The organism is Anaerocolumna sp. AGMB13025 (assembly GCF_029689925.1).
Lineage (GTDB): Bacteria > Bacillota > Clostridia > Lachnospirales > Lachnospiraceae > Anaerocolumna.
The window spans coordinates 5,939,367-5,958,728 of the sequence record NZ_CP121445.1 but is presented as its reverse complement, the minus strand read 5'-3'; the positions used below and the strand labels follow the sequence as shown (position 1 = coordinate 5,958,728).

Genomic DNA, 19,362 nt, shown 5'->3' with positions numbered 1-19,362 from the left:
AGGTTATTGAATGAAAAGAATCCTTCTTATCAAAGGAATTTCCCAATACGATGCAATGCGAATTTATATTGACGAGTATGCAAAATGTCTGCAGAATGAGAATGTAGATACAATTATAATTGATGCAAAAGAAGATAATTTTACAGAAGATTTCATTCGTTATGCTACAAGTGGCGAAATCGACTGGGTATTTACCTGTAATGGTATTATGATGGAGGATGAATTTTACAATAATATATTTAGGCAGAATAGTATTAATAAATGTACCTTTTTATATGATCACCCAATCTACCACAGTCAAAGATTATGTCAAGCGGATAAGAATACCATTATCTTTACCTGTGACCGGAAACATAAAGAATTCCTTGAACAATATTATGGAAATATTGGTGTGGTTAAGTTTCTACCGTTATCAGGAAGCTATCTGGAGAATGGATTGCCTTATGAGAATAGAAAAATAGATGTATTATTTACCGGTACCTATGGGGATAAGGATAGAACGCTTAATGATCTGAAAAGTTTACCGGAAGTTTATTATAGAATAGCCTTGCAAGTAATTGAAAAGATGATATATGAGCCTCAGTTTACCATTGAGGAGGCTTTAAATATAATCCTAGATGAGTATGAGTTTGAAAGAACGGATTCTGAGTTTCATTATATGCTAATTATGCTAAATAAAGCTGATAAGTATGTCCGGGAGTATTTTAGGGAAAAAATGATTAAAACTGTTTTAGAGAATGATATTATTTTAAATATACATGGAAATGGTTGGACCAATTTTCCTAGTAATAAGAAAAGTAATTTGGTTATTAGAGAAGGTTATGGAGATGAAGCCCTAAAGAGTTTATTACAGACAAAGATTTCTTTGAATATCATGCCCTGGTTCCGGGGAGGATTTCAGGAAAGAATTGCCTCTGCTATGTTGTCTGGAGCAATATCATTAACAGATACCAGTGGTTATATAGAAGACAAGTTTATTAATGGAAACAATATCGTTATTTATTCACTAAAAGACTTAGATAACTTACCAAATATAATTACCGATTTATTATCCAATCCGGAGAAAGCAAAAATTATAGCACAAAATGGATATGAAGAAGCATTAAAAAAACATACATGGCATCATAGAATAAAAGATGTATTGCAAATTATAAAAGAATTTGAGGTGAATTTAAAAGCAGATTCAAATTCTTAAAAAGATAGATTTTATAATTCGGTATATTTTAATAATAGTATTAAATTTATTAATTGTAATATGAAACAATTAATAGTTAAATACACAAAGAGGGAAAAGGTTATAGCGGTCTACTCCAGAATTACGTCTGATTTATATTAATTAAATAAAAGAAGCTCGTTATTTTACAGATGAATTCAATATATACTCAAAATATAGAATAAATTATAAGAAGCATTGTATGACAATGCTGCGAAATTATAGCAAACAACCATCAATAAAACAAGACAGGAGTTTCTAGACATACTCCCCTCTAAAAACTCCATCACATGAAATAGAAATTAAGAAAATTGAGATTTTAATATAAGACAAATAACTCAATTTATAAAGAATAAATAGATATTACAAGATATAGAAGATATAGAAAATTTCTATACAAAGAGTATAACACGACATAAAGTATTATACAATATTGGTAAAACGACAATTTTTAAAGGCATTATATGTAAAAAGTGCATACAAAAAATGACATAAAAACGTAAAATATTTATAATTTCTGTTGTCTTTTTCAACAAAATAATTTAAAATAATTTACATTTAACACAATAAGAATTGCGCCTGTCAACTAGATGAATCTTTGAATTTATAGGAATTTGTACCTAAGAAGTATAAGAATATACATGCTTTATTATACGATTTTATGGGTAATTAGTATGAATGGAAATATATAACAAATATGTAAACTAGTGATTTTGTTTTCATAAAACATATTTTTTCATGAGAGCAAATTTATATTTGAATAGTATTTAAATTATTTAATTTCTGGTAACTAATATAAATAATACCTAGGACATTGTAAGTTACGGCAAACAATGTTTATATTATCAAAAGTCATTTTTTAAAAACCGATATTTATAATACAAAGGCATTTTATAAGAAATTATTATTTATAATGCCTAAGAATTTTATAAGAAATCATCATTTATAATACCAAAGCATTTATTGGAGACCAATAATTATAATACCAGAACATTTCTCTGAAACCAATATTTATAAACCCAAAAGATTTTATGTAACCCAAAAACTATGTTTACAAATTCCAAAACATCTTATGATATAAAACCAATATTTGTAATACCCAATATATTTATGTCAAAAAACCAATATTTATAAACCCCAAAACATTTCTAATATTATAAAAAGCATAATTAAAATGTTTAAATTCTGAAACCATTTGATACGAAATCAAATCAATATTCATATCTCACAATTTTTATGTTACCAAAACAATGTTCAAATATCAAATTAAGGAGTAAGAGATTTTACAAATCTCAGTAAAACTAAAACCATGAGTGAAAAAGAGTATAAAATACAGCAGATGGAAGCATTGGAGGAACTATACCAATATAATCAGAAGTTAATTCCGGCGGTAGAAAGTATGATTGCAGAGCTTAGGGAAGGAAGACGGGAAGATACCAAGGAACTATTAAGTATCATAATTAATGGAATCAATTGGACCATCCAAGTACTGAATCATACCATGGATATTATTAATGATAACGGAGAATCCCTTGATAAGGAAAGAATGAATGCTTCCATACAAGAGTTGGGAAGCGGCTTACAAGCTCAGGATGATCTAAAAATCGCGGACAACTTAGAAAAAGGTATTATACCTTTGTTGCAGACAATTGAAGCTAAGATTTCTGTTAAAATCAACGCAGCTAACTAATTACACTTTTAATTAAAATCTAAAAGCACTTCTTATTAAACCGTTAATTAGAATATAATAAGTTAATGATAAATGTAAAATACCAAAGCAACATGGCACAAGGAGTCCCAAATGATAACAATCAGTGCATGCCTGATCGTAAAAAATGAAGAGAAGATTTTAGCCAGGTGTTTAGACAGCCTAAAAGATATTGCAGATGAAATTATAATTATCGATACCGGTTCCAAAGATAGAACGAAGGAAATCGCTTTCACTTATACGGATCAGGTATTTGATTACATATGGGCAGATGATTTTTCATCAGCCAGAAATTTTTCTTTCTCCAAAGCTTCAATGGAATACATATATGCAGCCGATGCAGATGAAGTGATTGATACGGAAAACAGGAATAAATTTATGCAGCTAAAACAATCACTGCTTCCAGAAATAGAGATTGTACAAATGCTTTATACCAATCAATTGCAGCATAACACTACTTATAATTTTGATACGGAATATCGGCCAAAGCTCTATAAAAGAGTAAGAAACTTTTACTGGATTGACCCAATCCATGAATCCGTAGCCCTGGAGCCGGTAATATATAACAGTGAGATTGAGATCATACATCTTCCGGAAGACAACCACGGACAAAGAGATTTTGGGATCTTTCAGAAAATAATCGGAAGCGGCAAGGTTTTATCGGCAAAAGTCCAAAGTATGTATGCCAGAGAATTGTTTATTACAGGAACTGAGGCTGATTTTTTAGCAGCGGAATGCTATTTTGAAGAACTTTCGGAACAAGCGATACCACTGGAGCAGCTAAAGCAGGTGCAGTGTATTCTGGTGAGGTGCGGGGTGATAAAGATGGAACCGGCGCAGATAATGAAATACGCTTTAAAAAATATTTCCTTGGATAAAGCAAGTGCGGAAGTATGCTATGATGTAGGCGAATATTACTTTCGATTAAAGGATTATAAAGAAGCAACCATATGGTTTTACAATGCTGCTTATGAAACGGAAAGTGATCTGAATATCCATTACTCCGGGAATTATCCGTTAGAACGTCTGGCACTATGCTATAAAGAATTAGGCATAGAGGACCAGGCAAATACTTATTATGAACTTGCTAAAACTTGGACGTTATGAATGATTTTGTTTTTATTTTGCCATTACACAATCAATCTTAGAGAAAAGTATAATGTTACGAGACCAGAATAGGTTATGAGATGCCATTTAGATTAAAGTATATGTGAAATACTAGAGTAACGCCAATATGTGATTTTGAGATAATTCGAGATAATTACCATTCAGTCATATGGTTTTTAATTAACATATGCCAGAATAAGATACAGTCATAAAGAGTTGTATAAATTATTATGCATAAATTATTATTTATATGTAGTATAGTTCTTTATTAGAGGGATAATTTAATAATAAACGCTTGTTACTAAGAAATTTGTAAAATTATCAGTTGTAAAATATCTGTAATACAAGCTTAACCTTATTGCTAAGTTTGTCTTTTTTCATTATAATTATAATAACAAATAACAAACAAGAATCATGATAAAAATTCATATCAAATATGGTATGCAATTTGTAATTTGGTTTCAGTAAGTATTTTGTACCAAGCGTGTGATTTGTTAACATTCACAATCCAGATAGTTAATAAGGAGGACCTCAATGATCTATATATTGATAGTTGCAGCAATATTCATTACCGAACTCATAGTTAAAAAATATATTGAAGAAAACAAGGAAATGCACAAAAAGGAAGAAATTCTGCAAGGCAAAATCATAATTGAACGGTATCACAATAAAGGTGCCATGCTTAATTTTATGGAAAATAATGTACAGACCGTAAAAATAATTACCTTAACCTTATTGGGTATCCTATTGTTAGTATTCGCTGTATTATTACCTAAGAAAGGCAATTATTTGCTGAAATTAAGTCTGTCGCTGGTATCAGGAGGAGCGTTAAGCAATGTTTATGACCGTTTGAAAAGAGGGTATGTAGTTGATTATTTCAGCTTTAGTTTCTTAAAAAAGATAGTATTTAATATTTCAGATATCTGCATCTTTGTGGGTTCAGCATTAATGGCATTGGTATCTTTGGTGAAAAAAGATTAAATGGAAATAATAAAATAACACAGTAAAGAGGCGGGATTCAAAGAATCCCGCCTCTAACTAATCTACGCAAAAACCAATCCACACGACCCTACCCTTGATACTCAAGTGCTGCTCCCACAAACCCCTTAAACAAAGGATGTGGTCTGTTGGGTCTTGACTTAAATTCCGGATGAGCCTGAGTAGCAACAAACCAGGGATGGTTTTCTAATTCCATCATCTCCACAATACGTCCGTCAGGAGATAATCCGGATAACTTAATACCGCCACGGATAAAATCTTCACGGTAATAGTTATTTACTTCATAACGGTGACGGTGTCTTTCGTGAATGGTCTTTTCTCCATATAATTCATAGGCCTTGCTGGTTTCATCCAGTACACAAGGATAAGAACCAAGTCTTAACGTACCACCGATATCTTCAATACCATCCTGCTCCGGCATAAGGTGAATGACCGGGTGGGTAGTGCCAGGATCAAGTTCCACACTGTGGGCATCCGAGAAACCAATCACATGGCGGGAGAACTCAACAATGGCTAACTGCATTCCAAGGCAAAGTCCAAGGAATGGTATGTTGTTTTCACGGGCATACTTAATAGCTGAGATCTTACCTTCGATACCCCTGTCACCAAATCCGCCGGGAACTAGTATTCCGCTTACATCAGAAAGAATTCCGGCTGCATTTTCATCGGTTAAAGTTTCGGAAGGAATCCATTTTATATTAATAGAGGCATTATGTGCAACAGCACCATGTTTTAAAGATTCCACAACACTGATATATGCATCATGAAGCTGTGTATATTTTCCGACTAAAGCAACGGTAACTTCTTTTTCAGGATGTTTTAACGCTTTCACCATTTTTTCCCATGCGCTTAAGTCTGGAGTGGGACAATCTAAGTCAAGGCATTCGCAGGCAATATTAGCCAGGTGTTCTTTTTCCATTGCCAGAGGAGCTTCATATAGGGTTTCCACATCCAGATTCTGGATAACATGATTGCTGGGTACATTACAAAAGAGTGCAATCTTTTCCTTAATGCCTGGTTCTAAGGGGAGTTCGGTTCTGCATACAATAATATCCGGGCGGATACCCATACCTTGAAGCTCTTTTACACTTGCCTGGGTAGGTTTTGTTTTCATTTCACCGGAAGCTTTTAGATAAGGGATTAAGGTTACGTGAATAAGAATTGCGTTTTCAGGACCAACATCATGCTGGAATTGACGAATCGCTTCGAGAAAGGGCTGGCTTTCGATGTCACCAACAGTACCGCCTACTTCGATAATGGCGATTTGGGTATCTTCACAGCCTTCGTTATGGTAAAAACGGTTTTTGATTTCATTCGTAATATGGGGAATTACCTGGACAGTTCCGCCGCCAAAGTCACCGCGTCTTTCTTTGGATAATACGGACCAATATATTTTACCGGTTGTAACGTTGGATTGTTTTGTCAAGCTTTCGTCGATAAATCGCTCGTAATGACCTAAATCAAGATCAGTTTCTGCACCATCATCCGTCACGAATACCTCACCATGCTGTATTGGGTTCATGGTACCGGGGTCAATATTAATGTAAGGATCAAACTTCTGCATCGTTACATGATAGCCGCGTTCTTTCAGCAGTCTTCCAAGGGAAGCAGCAGTGATACCTTTTCCTAAACCTGATACTACGCCTCCGGTTACAAATACATACTTAACTCCCATTCTATGATTCCTCCTTCGATTTTAATATTTATTGTTTGTTACACAAGCATACTTTATATCATACGGATGTTGTGAGGTTAAAGTGTGAAAGAAAATTTAAGTAAGAAAGGTTGCCATTTGTGGATTCTTTCACCCTTTTATTATTTGTGGCAGTATCGCAGGCCGACCTGCAATATGCAATGGGTGTAAATAATGAAAAAAGCCCTAAAAACAGTCGACGGCAGTCGTGCATTCCATCGGTTTAAGGCGTTTGAAATAAGGGTAGAGCCGTTTTTGATACTAACATTTCATATTGCTTGCTGCTTAACAAGCACATTTTTAAACAATCACATGCTATTATACTATCATTGCTTCAAGAAATCCAGTAGAATTTTTAAAAAAATCAAAAAAGTTAATAGTTTTTTAATTTAGAGCATAAAAAATTCATGACATATGTATTGATTTATAATTAGACTAACATTATAATGAAGTGTGTCTATTAAATTCTTTTTCATCCCCAATATAAGAATTTCGCATAAATACGGTAAATATACAAAACTATGCTTTATGCATGACAGGCAAATAGTTAAAAATATGGTTTATACCTATCAAAATAATATTAAAAAATAATACGAAGGAGGTAGGGTATGGATAATAAAAAACCGAACAATAACAAAAACGGAATGAACAATAAGAAAACTTTTATTTATATTTTAATTGCTGCAATTGTTACCCTTGCTTTATTTACATTTACGACGAATCAGTTCAAAGCCGGCAGCAATGTAGAGATTTCTTACGATAAATTTATCGACATGTTAGATAAAGGGGAAATAAAATCAGTTAACATACAGCCTGATAAAATTGTCATAGAACCAGTGAAGCAGCCAAATCCGCTTTATAAGATGTCCTATTATACAGGAGTCATGAATGATGGTGATTTAACGAACCGGTTGCTAAAAGCAGGTGTTACGATTAATCCAGAGATTGTGAATAACAAAACCACAATTCTTGATTTTATTTTGGTATGGATTTTACCATTTGCACTGATTTATCTGGTGATGTGGTTCTTATTTAAGATGATATCCAAGAGCGGCGGCGGTATGATGGGCGGCGTCGGTAAAAGCAATGCGAAGGTTTATGTGGAGAAGGAAACCGGAGTTACCTTTAAAGATGTAGCAGGTCAGGAGGAAGCGAAAGAGTCTCTGACCGAATTGGTAGATTTCCTTCATAATCCCGGTAAGTACACCAGAATTGGTGCAAAGCTTCCAAAAGGTGCTTTGTTGGTAGGACCTCCCGGAACCGGTAAGACGTTACTTGCCAAGGCGGTTGCCGGAGAAGCGAAAGTTCCCTTCTTCTCCCTGTCGGGTTCTGACTTTGTGGAGATGTTTGTAGGTGTAGGTGCCTCCAGAGTAAGGGATTTATTTAAACAGGCACAATCCATGGCTCCCTGTATTATCTTTATCGATGAAGTGGATGCCATCGGTAAAAGCAGGGATTCCCACTACGGCGGCGGTAATGATGAAAGAGAACAAACCTTGAATCAGCTGTTATCTGAAATGGATGGTTTTGATACTTCCAAAGGTCTTGTTATCCTGGCAGCTACCAACCGTCCGGAAGTATTAGATAAGGCACTTCTTAGACCAGGTCGTTTTGATCGCCGTGTTATTGTTGATAAACCCGACTTAAAGGGACGTATTGATATATTAAAGGTTCATGCAAAAGACGTACTAATGCATGATTCTGTAGATTTAGAAGCCATCGGTCTTGCGACCTCAGGCGCAGTTGGTTCCGATCTTGCCAATATGATTAACGAAGCAGCTATTCTTGCCGTTAAAAAAGGCAGAACGGTAGTGACTCAGGAAGATTTATTTGAATCGGTGGAGGTTGTTGTAGCCGGTAAAGAGAAAAAGGACCGTATTCTTAATAAGGAAGAAAAGCAGATTGTAGCATATCATGAAGTAGGTCATGCGCTGGTAACTGCTCTTGAGAAGAAAGCAGAACCAGTTCAAAAGATTACCATTGTACCAAGGACCATGGGTTCTCTTGGATATGTAATGCAGGTTCCGGAAGAAGAAAAGTATCTTATGAGCAAGGATGAACTGTTAGCCAGAATCGTAACTCTCTATGGAGGACGCGCGGCGGAACAGCTGGTATTTAGTTCTATAACCACCGGAGCTTCCAACGATATTGAGAAAGCCACCCAGTTAGCCAGGGCAATGGTAACCCAATATGGTATGTCCGAGAAGTTTGGACTGATGGGACTTGAATCCATTGAGAACCGTTACTTAGACGGCAGGGCAGTCCTAAACTGTGGTGATGCAACAGCAGCAGAAATTGATCAGGAAGTTATGGCTCTTTTAAAACAATGCTATCAAAGAGCGGAAGCTTTACTTGCCGATAACAGGGAAGTACTTGATCGGATTGCAGCATTCCTGGTAGAAAAAGAAACTATTACCGGTAAAGAATTCATGGAAATTTTCCATGAGGTAAAGGGAATACCGGTGGAAGATACTGCGAATGCAGATAATACCGAGCTTCCAAGGATTGATACAATGAGTTTAGATTTATAGTATATAAGTTGAGTGTTAAAAATCACATATCAGGTATAGTAATATCAGTATATTCAATCTGATTTTTGCCCTCCGTACAAGAACGCTATTAAGTCAAAAATCTAATCCAAAATCAAGCCGTGCTGTTTGGGCTTTGGGATATAAGAGGTTTTTAAAATATAGCGTTTCTGGAAAACTGGAAAAGGCCGGAAAAGGCGGGAAAAGCTTCCAAAATGCTATTTAAGCCGATAATCATACTATACGTAAATTAGATTTTTTGAATCTCTCATATACTAGTTTAGTTTTTCAATATAGTTATACAGGCTTGATTATCATCCATGTTCAATTGTTTTATGGAAGACAGCCAAAGATTCATACCAATATATGCCACTCAGAGAACGGACTTGTTATTTTTTAAGTTTAAACCCATACCATACGCTGTTATTTCTACACAAAATGTAATATAATAGGAGTAGAGATAAGCTTAGGACAGGATTTAAAGGTAAGAAATATCAGGTCCGTTCTAAGCACGTTCCAAAGTTACCCCACATAAAAGGAGTATGCCATGTATTTTAACATAGAAGAGGAATTAAAGAAGCTTCCTGCCAAGCCGGGTGTATATATTATGCATGACAAGCATGATACCATTATCTATGTAGGCAAAGCCATCAGCCTTAAGAACCGCGTAAGGCAGTATTTTCAGAGCAGCAGGAATTTAACTCCCAAAATTCAACAGATGGTAGCCAGGATTCAGTATTTTGAATATATCATAACGGATTCCGAATTAGAAGCCCTGGTCTTAGAAAGCAATTTGATTAAAGAACATAGACCCAAATATAATACCATGCTTAAGGATGATAAAAATTATCCTTATATTAAGGTTACCGTCCAAGAGGCTTATCCCAGGATACTGTTTGCCAGAGAAAGGGGAAAAGATAAAGCAAAGTACTTCGGTCCTTACACCAGTGCCAAATCCGTCAAGGATACCATTGAGCTTATAAGAAAAATCTTCTTTACCAGATCCTGCAACCGGAATCTTCCAAGGGATATCGGGAAGGAAAGACCTTGTCTTTATTATCATATCAAGCAGTGCAAAGCGCCCTGTCAGGGCTATATTTCAGAAGAAGACTACAGAGAATCTGTTAATCAGGTGTTAGAATTCCTAAACGGGAATTTTTCTCTTATTACAAAACAACTGGAACAGAAAATGAATGATGCCGCCCTGAATATGGAATATGAGAATGCGGCGGAATACAGAGATCTGTTAAATAGCGTAAAACAGATTTCTGAGAAGCAAAAGATAACCAGCGGAGAGTTTGAGGACAGGGATATCCTTGCCAGTGCTTCGGCCGGAGATGAAGCGGTGGTACAGGTATTTTTTATCCGAAACGGCAAATTAATCGGCAGGGAACATTTTTACTTAACCGGAGTGGAACATGAGACAAAGAGCAGTGTTATGACCAGCTTTGTAAAGCAGTTCTATGCCGGAACCCCTTTTATTCCAAGAGAATTGATTTTAAGCGAAGCCCTGGAGGAACAGGAAATCATTGAGGAATGGCTTGCCTCCAAGCGGGGTCAGAAGGTGTACATTAAAGTACCTGTAAAAGGGGAAAAGGAACGATTGGTGGAACTGGCCAGGAAGAATGCCTCTATGGTATTGCAGCAAGATGCGGAAAAGATTAAACGGGAAGAAGCCAAAACCATCGGCGCTCTGGGACAGATTGCAGAAATGCTTAATATACCAGGTTTATCCCGTATTGAAGCCTTTGATATTTCCAATATAAGCGGCTTTGAATCTGTAGGTTCTATGGTAGTTTATGAGAACGGAAAACCAAAACGGAATGATTACCGTAAATTTAAGATAAAATGGGTGAAAGGTCCCGACGATTACGCGTCTATGCAGGAGGTATTAACAAGGCGTCTTACCCATGGGTTAAAGGAAGATGAGGAACTAAAGGAGAAAAAACTGGATGGCTACGGAAGTTTTAACCGGTATCCGGATCTGATTATGATGGATGGCGGGAAAGGTCAGGTGAATATTGCGGAAAAGGTACTGGCGGATTTAAAGATGGACATTCCCGTCTGCGGTATGGTTAAGGATGACAATCACCGGACCAGGGGACTTTTATTCCATAATGAAGAAATACCCCTTGACCACAGCAGTGAAGCATTTAAGCTAATCACCCGAATACAGGATGAAACCCACCGCTTTGCAATTGAATACCACAGACAGCTTCGGGGTAAGGCTCAGGTTCATTCTATTTTGGATGACATAGAAGGCATCGGAACCACCAGAAGGCGTGCCCTGATGAAGCATTATCAGTCCTTAGAGGCAATCAAAGCCGCTACGGTAGAGGAGCTGGCGGTGGTGGAGACCATGAATATGCGCTCTGCCAGGCAGGTATATGATTTCTTCCACTGACAGGTACGTTTCTTCTGTGTTTTGATAAAGTTATTTACATCTTAGGAGGGTCTGTGTTAGAATAAGTCTAGATTTTGATATAATGAAATGGAAGACATTTCTTTTATAGAGCAGAATTTCGGTTCGTTGCCAGGTATGCCGAATGGTTCGAATACGGCAGCGGAGAAAGGAATAATTATGTATACGGTACGATTGTCAAAATTAATTGAAAAGATGAATCTTGAAAATGTTACACCTGATATCGAGTTAAGATCTATAAAATTAAGCCAGCCGGACGTGAACCGCCCTGCCCTGCAGCTTGCCGGATTCTTTGATTACTTTGATTCCGATCGTGTTCAGGTCATCGGTCATGTGGAATACGCATATATGCAGAAGATGGAGAAAGATCATGGTCTTGGAATTATGTCCAGGCTTATGGATTATAAAGTTCCCTGTATCGTATTCTGCAGAAATATTGAAGTGGCACCGGAACTCATACAGATGGCCACCGAAAAAGAAGTACCGATTTTACGGACTGGGAAGACCACCTCTTCCTTTATGGCAGAAGTAATCCGCTGGCTGAATGTGGAACTGGCACCCAGAATCTCCATTCATGGTGTTTTGGTTGATGTTTACGGTGAAGGTATCCTGATTATGGGGGAAAGCGGAATCGGTAAAAGTGAAGCCGCCCTGGAGTTAATTAAGCGCGGTCACCGTCTGGTTACAGATGACGTGGTAGAGATTAAAAAAGTAAGTGATGATACCTTAATTGGTACGGCGCCGGATATCACAAGGCACTTTATTGAACTTAGGGGTATTGGTATTATAGATGTGAAAACGCTGTTTGGTGTTGAAAGTGTTAAGAATACCCAATCCATTGATTTGGTTATTAAACTGGAGGAGTGGAACAAAGACCAGGAATATGACAGATTAGGGCTGGAAGAACAATATACGGAATTCCTTGGCAATAAGGTAGTATGCCACTCCATTCCTATAAGACCCGGCAGAAATCTGGCGATTATCTGCGAATCTGCAGCGGTTAATTACAGGCAGAAGAAGATGGGATATAATGCTGCCCAGGAATTATATAACCGTGTTACGAATAATCTTATGAAAAAAGCAAAACTTGAGGAAGAATAAAGCTGTTCCAATCTGTGTAAACCCATAGGATATAAGAGATGGACTGTTTAAATGGCATTGTTTAATAAGAAAAGACAGAATAAATAACAAAGAGGATAAGAATGATGGAAAGATTGTGTTTTGGTATTGATATCGGGGGAACATCAGTTAAATTAGGACTTTTTACGGATAAAGGCGATCTGCTTGACAAGTGGGAGATACCTACCAACAAAGAAGAGAATGGAAGCCATATATTAGAAGATGTAGCCGCTTCTGTGAATAAAAAGATTGTAGATGGTAAGCTTAACAGGGACAATATTATCGGTATCGGAATCGGTGTACCAGGTCCTGTAACGGAGGATGGAACCGTAATCCACTGTGTTAATTTAGGGTGGGGAGTTTTTAATGTTGCAGAGGAAACCAGACGTCTGACCGGATTTGAGACCAAAGTTGGGAATGACGCTAACGTAGCAGCCTTAGGAGAAATGTGGCAGGGCGGCGGCAGAGGTTATAAAAATCTGATTATGGTAACCCTTGGCACCGGTGTTGGCGGCGGAGTTATTTTAAATGGCGAAATTCTAACCGGCAGTAATGGTGCGGCAGGTGAAATCGGACATATTACCGTTAATTTTGAAGAAGAAGACAGCTGTAACTGCGGCAGAAAAGGATGTTTAGAGCAGTTTGCCTCGGCAACGGGTATTGTAAAAGAAGCTAAGAGGATGTTGGAGAAATCCAAAGAGCCCTCCAAATTAAGAGAGGTTTCTCATTTATCCGCCAAAGCAATCTTTGATTATGCCAAAGAAGGCGATGATTTGTCGAATAAGCTGGTAGAGCAGTTATGCAGATATCTTGCCATAGCCATGTCCCATATTGCCCATGTGGTAGACCCACAGGCCTTTGTTATCGGAGGAGGCGTATCCAAAGCCGGTACCATGTTAACAGAGAAGATTAAAAAATATTATGATAATAATGTATTATTCGCTTTAAAAAATAAAGATTTCAAACTTGCTGAATTAGGCAATGATGCAGGTATCTATGGAAGTGCAAAACTTATCATCGGCAAATAAGGAATTATGGTACATTGTACTAACATATAAAAGTTAAGGGAAAGCATATACTAAATAACAGAAAAGAAAATTTTCAAAGATAATATCCAATTTAATTGTTTACTTTATTTTTTCCGGAGCCGTTTTTATAATAACGGATCAGGAGTTTTTATATGCGATGAGAGCAAGTGTGAAGAAAAAGAGCATCTTCACACTGGAAGAGCTCTATAATGAGCACGAAGGATGCTCATTTCAAACTTCTTCCTTTATTATCTGAGATGCCGCAACGCGGCATCATGTTTGGAAGTGTGAAGAAATTTATAATAAGAAAGGTTACCACACAAAGAATCTTTCACACATTCTTATTTGTGGCAGTATCCCAGGGTGGTCTGGGATATGCGATGGGTGTAAATTATGAAAGAGGCATTTTATCAAAAACTAAAAACGGTACTTAAAGATAATCAGATACTGATAGAAGAACCTCTCGCGAAACATACTACCTTTGAAATCGGAGGTCCGGCCTGGTTTTTGACCTTGCCGGAAAGTGTATCCCAGATTACGGAGACCATAAAGCTGTGTCGTGCTCAGGATATGCCCTTTTATATTATGGGGAATGGCAGCAATCTTTTAGTCAGCGATAAAGGATATCAGGGAACCATAATAAAATTAGGCAAAGATTTCAGTGAAGTTACCTTTGAGGAAGAATCCTATACGGTAAGGGCCCAGGCAGGAGTGCTCCTGTCAAAACTGGCAAGTCAGATAGCAGAGCATAGTCTGACAGGCTTTGAATTTGCGGCCGGAATACCGGGAACCCTTGGCGGCGCAGTTACTATGAATGCCGGTGCCTACGACGGAGAAATCAAAATGACAATCCTAGAAGCGTTGGCAGCAGACCAGGAGGGAAATATCCTAAGGTTTACAAAAGACGAATTAAAGATGGGATATCGTACTACTGTCATTCAAGAGAAAAATTATATAGTTTTAGAGGCTTTATTCGGCTTTGAACCAGGAAATAAGGAAGAAATCAGAGAAAAAATCAATGAACTTAATGCAAGAAGGCGTGATAAACAGCCTTTGGAGTACCCCAGTGCCGGCAGCACCTTTAAAAGACCGGCAGGCTATTACGCCGGAAAACTGATTATGGATTCAGGACTTCGGGGATACCAGGTAGGCAATGCTCAAGTTTCTGAAAAACATTGCGGCTTTGTTATTAATAAAGGCGGTGCCACTGCTTTGGAGGTTAGGACTTTAATTTCTGACGTAATTGAAATCGTTAATCATAAATTTGGAGTTGTGTTAGAGCCGGAAGTGAAACTTTTAGGAGAATTCTAACAGAATGTGAGGTTACTATGAGGATGGTTATTGTAACAGGCATGTCCGGAGCAGGAAAAAGCTCGGTATTAAAAATGCTAGAAGATGCCGGATATTTCTGTGTAGACAATCTTCCTATCCAACTCATTTACAAGCTTGTTCAGCTTACCGTTAATGGTTCCGAAGAGTTTGACAAGGTGGCCTTAGGTGTTGATATAAGGAGCGGACAGGCACTGGAAGAATTAGATGAAGTTTTGGAACAGATGAAACGGGAAAGATGCAAGTATGAGATATTATTCCTGGATGCTAAGACCGAGGTTTTAGTCAAGCGGTATAAGGAAACCAGGAGAACCCATCCTTTATCCGGTTCTGGGAGAGTGGAACAGGGGATTGAAGATGAGCGGGATAAGCTTGAATTTATAAAAAAGAAAGCTGACGTAATTATAGATACCAGCCAGATGCTGATCCGTGAATTAAAATCTGAGGTGGATAAAATATACCTTAAGAATGAAAAATATAACAATTTCTTTATTACAGTCTTATCTTTTGGCTTTAAATACGGAATACCAATGGATTCCGATTTGGTATTTGACGTTAGGTTCCTGCCGAATCCTTTTTATGATCCGGAGCTGAAATACCAGACCGGTAATGATAAACCGGTAAGGGACTTCGTTATGAGTTCCGATATGGCTGTAACATTTTTAGATAAATTAGAAGATATGATAACCTTTTTAATCCCGAATTATATACTGGAGGGAAAAAACCAGCTGGTAATCAGTATTGGCTGTACCGGAGGAAAACACCGCTCTGTTACTCTTGCCAATGCGCTGACAAGCAGACTGGGAAAGCTTTCATACGGAATAAAGGTTGAACATAGGGACATAGAAAAAGACGCAAAGAGATAGGTTTCTTGTGAGGTGAATACCATGTCATTTTCCAAAGATATTAAGGAAGAATTATCAAAACAGATAAGTCCTGCAAGACATTGCCAGATAGCGGAATTAGCAGCATTAATCAGTTTATGCGGACGAGTTATAATAACAGAAAATGACCGTTATATCTTGAAAATTCATACGGAAAATTTAACTGTCGCAAGAAAGTACTTTACTTTAATCAAAAAAACATTTAATATTAATACAGAAATTTCAATCAGGCGAAATACTTTTTTAAAGTCCAGCAAGATGTATAGTTTAGTGATAATGGACCATGATATTGTAATAAAAGTACTGCAGGCGACTAAATTGATAGATGAGAACAAAGAAATCAGTGAAAATCTTTCAATTAATAGCAACCTTGTAATCCAGAATGTCTGTTGTAAAAGAGCATTTATAAGAGGAGCATTCTTAGCAGCCGGTTCCATGAGTGATCCGGAAAAGACATATCACTTCGAAATAGTGGCAGCCAATGAACCAAAGGCGAAGCAGCTACAGGAGATTATTAACAGTTTTGAAATAGACGCTAAAATTGTTATCCGAAAAAAATACTTCGTGGTATATGTAAAAGAAGGCGCCCAAATCGTTGATTTGCTAAATATTATGGAAGCTCATGTAGCACTGATGAATCTGGAGAATGTGCGGATTTTGAAGGAAATGAGGAATTCAATCAACAGACAGGTTAACTGTGAAGCGGCCAACATTAACAAAACTGTTATGGCGGCAACCAAACAGATTGATGATATACTGTACATTAAAAATCAGATAGGCTTCAGTGAACTGACTGAGGGACTGGAAGAAATTGCGACACTGAGAATTGAATACCCAGAAAGCTCATTAAAAGAATTAGGAGCATTGCTTAGTCCGCCCATCGGTAAATCCGGTGTAAATCACAGACTGCGTAAACTAAGCATTTTAGCTGATAACTTAAGGGAACAGAAGGAGGAAGTAAATTATGGTAACAAAGAAAATATTAATTAAGATCCCTACAGGATTAGAGGCAAGACCGGTTGCTTTATTAGTACAGGTTGCCAGCCAATATGAAAGCAGCATTTACGTGGAATGCGATGAGAAAAAAGTAAATGCCAAGAGCATTATGGGGATGATGAGCTTGGGATTGGCAGCAGGGGAAGAGGTTACTGTTTCCGCTGATGGTCCTGATGAAGAAGTAGCAATGGAAAATATAGAAAAATATTTAAGTAGTAAATAGTATATAAAATCTGCCACATGGACCGACTTATGAGGCAGATTTTTTTATTTTACAAAAAGGAAAGTAATTTGAAATATCCTATAAAATAAAAACAGGACCTAACAGGAGTTTAGTTTTAGTCTTAGTGTCTGGTGTACCAGGCACTTTGTTATGTAATAGGATACAGGAGTAAAACCTGGTTTTGATTCTTTTTTGCGACGGAAACGGCATAGTTTACTGAAAGAAGTAATAAAGTGAAAGTTTTAACAGAAAAGCATTTAAAATGCAAAGAAAATGAAATATTATTTAACAAAAACGTAAGGATTTGTAAATGAGGATATGCTATAATATTACATATTAGGTATAATGAACTAATTTATAGGAGATTTTAATCTGACTTTACAATATTCTGTATTATTTGGTGATTAAAATTCGGAACATAGCATATGAAGTAAAAATATTAGGTATAATAAAAGTAACCTGATTATTTTATTTTTATATGGTAACAATGGTGAAAAGGATAAAAAATAGTAGGGAGAAAAGAAATGGCTGGGAATAATGATTTTAATCAAAAACCAAATAACAGGAATTCGTTTAGAGATTCGAATAAGTCGAAGAAGAAAAGTTTTCGGACTTTACTGATCATTGAAGCAATCGTACTCATTGTCATTGTAGTGGGATTTGCTTATATGGTGCTCCCCGGCTTTGGAAAACACAAGAATGATAATAATAATAACAAGCCCGGCGGTGCTCAAAATACAGAAGAGGTCAAGAACTCCCCTACAAAAGAGCCGACCCTAACACCGGAAGAACAGGAACAGCAAAGTGCAGAAGCTGCTGAAAAAGAGACAGAGCAGAAAATTGCAGACCTCGTTGCGAAAGCGGACAGGCTGGCACTGGGGTATGATTATGATAAAGCAATCGATTTAATTAAAAGTTTCGGAGATAATTATACGGATTATGATGCCCTGACTAAGGCAATTGCAGGGTATGAAGCGACCAAACAAACCTTGAAGCCCTTCGGTGCATATGATTCGGTGAATCAGATCAACCATATTTTCTTTCATACTTTGGTTGCAGATACAAAAAAAGCCTTTGATGGGGATTATGAAGCCAACGGATATAATTATTATATGACCACCATCGGAGAATTTAATGAAATGATGCAGCAGATGTATGACGATGGTTATGTAATTGTAAGCATACATGATGTTGCAAAGAAGGTAAAAGGGGAAGATGGCAAGACCAAATTCGTGCCGGGAGACATTATGCTGCCGCCGGATAAGAAGCCTTTTGTTATTTCCCAGGATGATGTGAATTATTATGAGTATATGAACGATGATGGTTTTGCTAACAGAATTGTAATAGATGAAAACGGACGTCCCTCCACAGAGATGAAGCTGGATGACGGAACAGTTTCCGTAGGAGATTATGACATGGTTCCTATTTTGGAAACCTTTATTGATAAACATCCGGACTTTTCCTATAAAGGTGCTAAAGGAATCATAGCTTTAACCGGGTACGAAGGAAGTATGGGGTACCGCACCAATGATCCGACTTCACCAACTTATAAACAAGATCAGGAAACCGTTAAAAAGATTGTTAAGGTTATGAAAGAATGGGGCTGGGAATTTGCTTCCCACAGCTATGGACACAGAGATATGGGTAAAGCAACCTATAGCTTTACCAAAAAAGATACGGACCGGTGGATGAAGGAAGTTGGTTCTTTGATTGGACCTACGGATATCTATATATTCCCGTTCGGAATCGATATTGAAACTACTATGGGTCATTATGAAAGTGATAAATTTAAATATATCAAGAGTCTGGGCTTTGATTATTTCTGCGGTGTTTATAAGGATCCATGGATTCAGGTCAAGGAGGATTATGTCAGAATGACCAGACGTCCTTTAGACGGACAGGCTATGCTGCAATTCCCCGAACGGTTAAAGGATCTGTTTGACCTTAGTAAAGTGGTGGATAAGAGCAGACCAAAGCTTAAGTAACCCTTGATTTAAAGATTATCGTGCTGATAGACAACTGAACCGAAAGATAACGATTCGGAGGACAACTGATTCAAAATAAAACTAATCCAAAATAAAACGAATCCGGAGGACAACGAATCCGGAGAACA

15 protein-coding genes are annotated in these 19,362 nt (G+C 37.1%); 14 read left to right on the top strand and 1 reads right to left on the bottom strand.

The genetic code is table 11. From position 1 onward, the window contains the following. The first annotated feature begins 10 nt into the window (after positions 1-10). The 4 genes from QA584_RS24735 to lspA all read left to right on the top strand — a co-directional run bounded on the left by QA584_RS24735 (position 11) and on the right by lspA (position 5,009). On the top strand, positions 11-1,195 hold the full coding sequence (locus QA584_RS24735) for a glycosyltransferase family protein (RefSeq protein WP_278271769.1): 1,185 nt from the start codon (positions 11-13) through the stop codon (positions 1,193-1,195). Positions 1,196-2,522: 1,327 nt separating this feature from the next. Next, a complete protein-coding gene (locus tag QA584_RS24730; protein ID WP_278271768.1) occupies positions 2,523-2,903 on the top strand; it encodes a molecular chaperone in 381 nt (126 codons plus the stop codon). Between the two features lie 111 nt (positions 2,904-3,014). Further along, on the top strand, positions 3,015-4,028 hold the full coding sequence (locus QA584_RS24725) for a glycosyltransferase (RefSeq protein WP_278271767.1): 1,014 nt from the start codon (positions 3,015-3,017) through the stop codon (positions 4,026-4,028). 534 nt (positions 4,029-4,562) lie between these two features. Then, a complete protein-coding gene (lspA, locus tag QA584_RS24720; protein ID WP_278271766.1) occupies positions 4,563-5,009 on the top strand; it encodes a signal peptidase II in 447 nt (148 codons plus the stop codon). Positions 5,010-5,097: 88 nt separating this feature from the next. Here lspA and QA584_RS24715 read toward each other — a convergent pair whose 3' ends face one another. Next, positions 5,098-6,702, bottom strand: coding sequence for a CTP synthase (locus QA584_RS24715; protein WP_278271765.1), 1,605 nt, complete (start codon positions 6,700-6,702; stop codon positions 5,098-5,100). 626 nt (positions 6,703-7,328) lie between these two features. On the opposite strand from QA584_RS24715, the gene ftsH reads away from it, so the two are divergent. The 10 genes from ftsH (at position 7,329) to QA584_RS24665 (ending at position 19,234) form a co-directional block, all read left to right on the top strand. Continuing rightward, the gene (gene ftsH / locus QA584_RS24710; protein ID WP_278271764.1) at positions 7,329-9,251 is read left to right on the top strand and encodes an ATP-dependent zinc metalloprotease FtsH; all 1,923 of its coding nucleotides are present in this window, start codon (positions 7,329-7,331) and stop codon (positions 9,249-9,251) included. Positions 9,252-9,795: 544 nt separating this feature from the next. After that, positions 9,796-11,652, top strand: a complete 1,857-nt coding sequence (gene uvrC / locus QA584_RS24705) for an excinuclease ABC subunit UvrC (RefSeq protein ID WP_278271763.1) — start codon at positions 9,796-9,798, stop codon at positions 11,650-11,652. A 177-nt stretch (positions 11,653-11,829) separates the two neighbouring features. Beyond that, positions 11,830-12,771 (top strand): HPr(Ser) kinase/phosphatase, encoded by a 942-nt coding sequence (hprK, locus tag QA584_RS24700; RefSeq protein WP_278275234.1) that lies wholly within the window; start codon positions 11,830-11,832, stop codon positions 12,769-12,771. A gap of 101 nt (positions 12,772-12,872) precedes the next feature. Beyond that, positions 12,873-13,817, top strand: a complete 945-nt coding sequence (locus tag QA584_RS24695; protein ID WP_331487743.1) for an ROK family glucokinase — start codon at positions 12,873-12,875, stop codon at positions 13,815-13,817. Between the two features lie 209 nt (positions 13,818-14,026). Next, a complete protein-coding gene (locus tag QA584_RS24690) occupies positions 14,027-14,251 on the top strand; it encodes a hypothetical protein (RefSeq protein WP_278271762.1) in 225 nt (74 codons plus the stop codon). After that, positions 14,211-15,128, top strand: coding sequence for a UDP-N-acetylmuramate dehydrogenase (gene murB / locus QA584_RS24685; protein ID WP_278271761.1), 918 nt, complete (start codon positions 14,211-14,213; stop codon positions 15,126-15,128). Before QA584_RS24690 ends, murB begins: the two co-directional genes overlap by 41 nt. A gap of 17 nt (positions 15,129-15,145) precedes the next feature. Next, entirely contained in the window at positions 15,146-16,012 is an 867-nt protein-coding gene (gene rapZ / locus QA584_RS24680) for an RNase adapter RapZ (protein WP_278271760.1), read from the top strand. 21 nt (positions 16,013-16,033) lie between these two features. Then, on the top strand, positions 16,034-17,020 hold the full coding sequence (gene whiA / locus QA584_RS24675; RefSeq protein WP_278271759.1) for a DNA-binding protein WhiA: 987 nt from the start codon (positions 16,034-16,036) through the stop codon (positions 17,018-17,020). Then, complete coding sequence (locus QA584_RS24670) at positions 16,995-17,249, top strand: HPr family phosphocarrier protein (RefSeq protein WP_278271758.1); 255 nt, start codon at positions 16,995-16,997, stop codon at positions 17,247-17,249. Before whiA ends, QA584_RS24670 begins: the two co-directional genes overlap by 26 nt. Positions 17,250-17,773: 524 nt before the next feature. After that, positions 17,774-19,234: a polysaccharide deacetylase family protein gene (locus QA584_RS24665; RefSeq protein ID WP_278271757.1), complete on the top strand. Its 1,461-nt coding sequence runs from the start codon at positions 17,774-17,776 to the stop codon at positions 19,232-19,234. Positions 19,235-19,362: the final 128 nt, after the last annotated feature.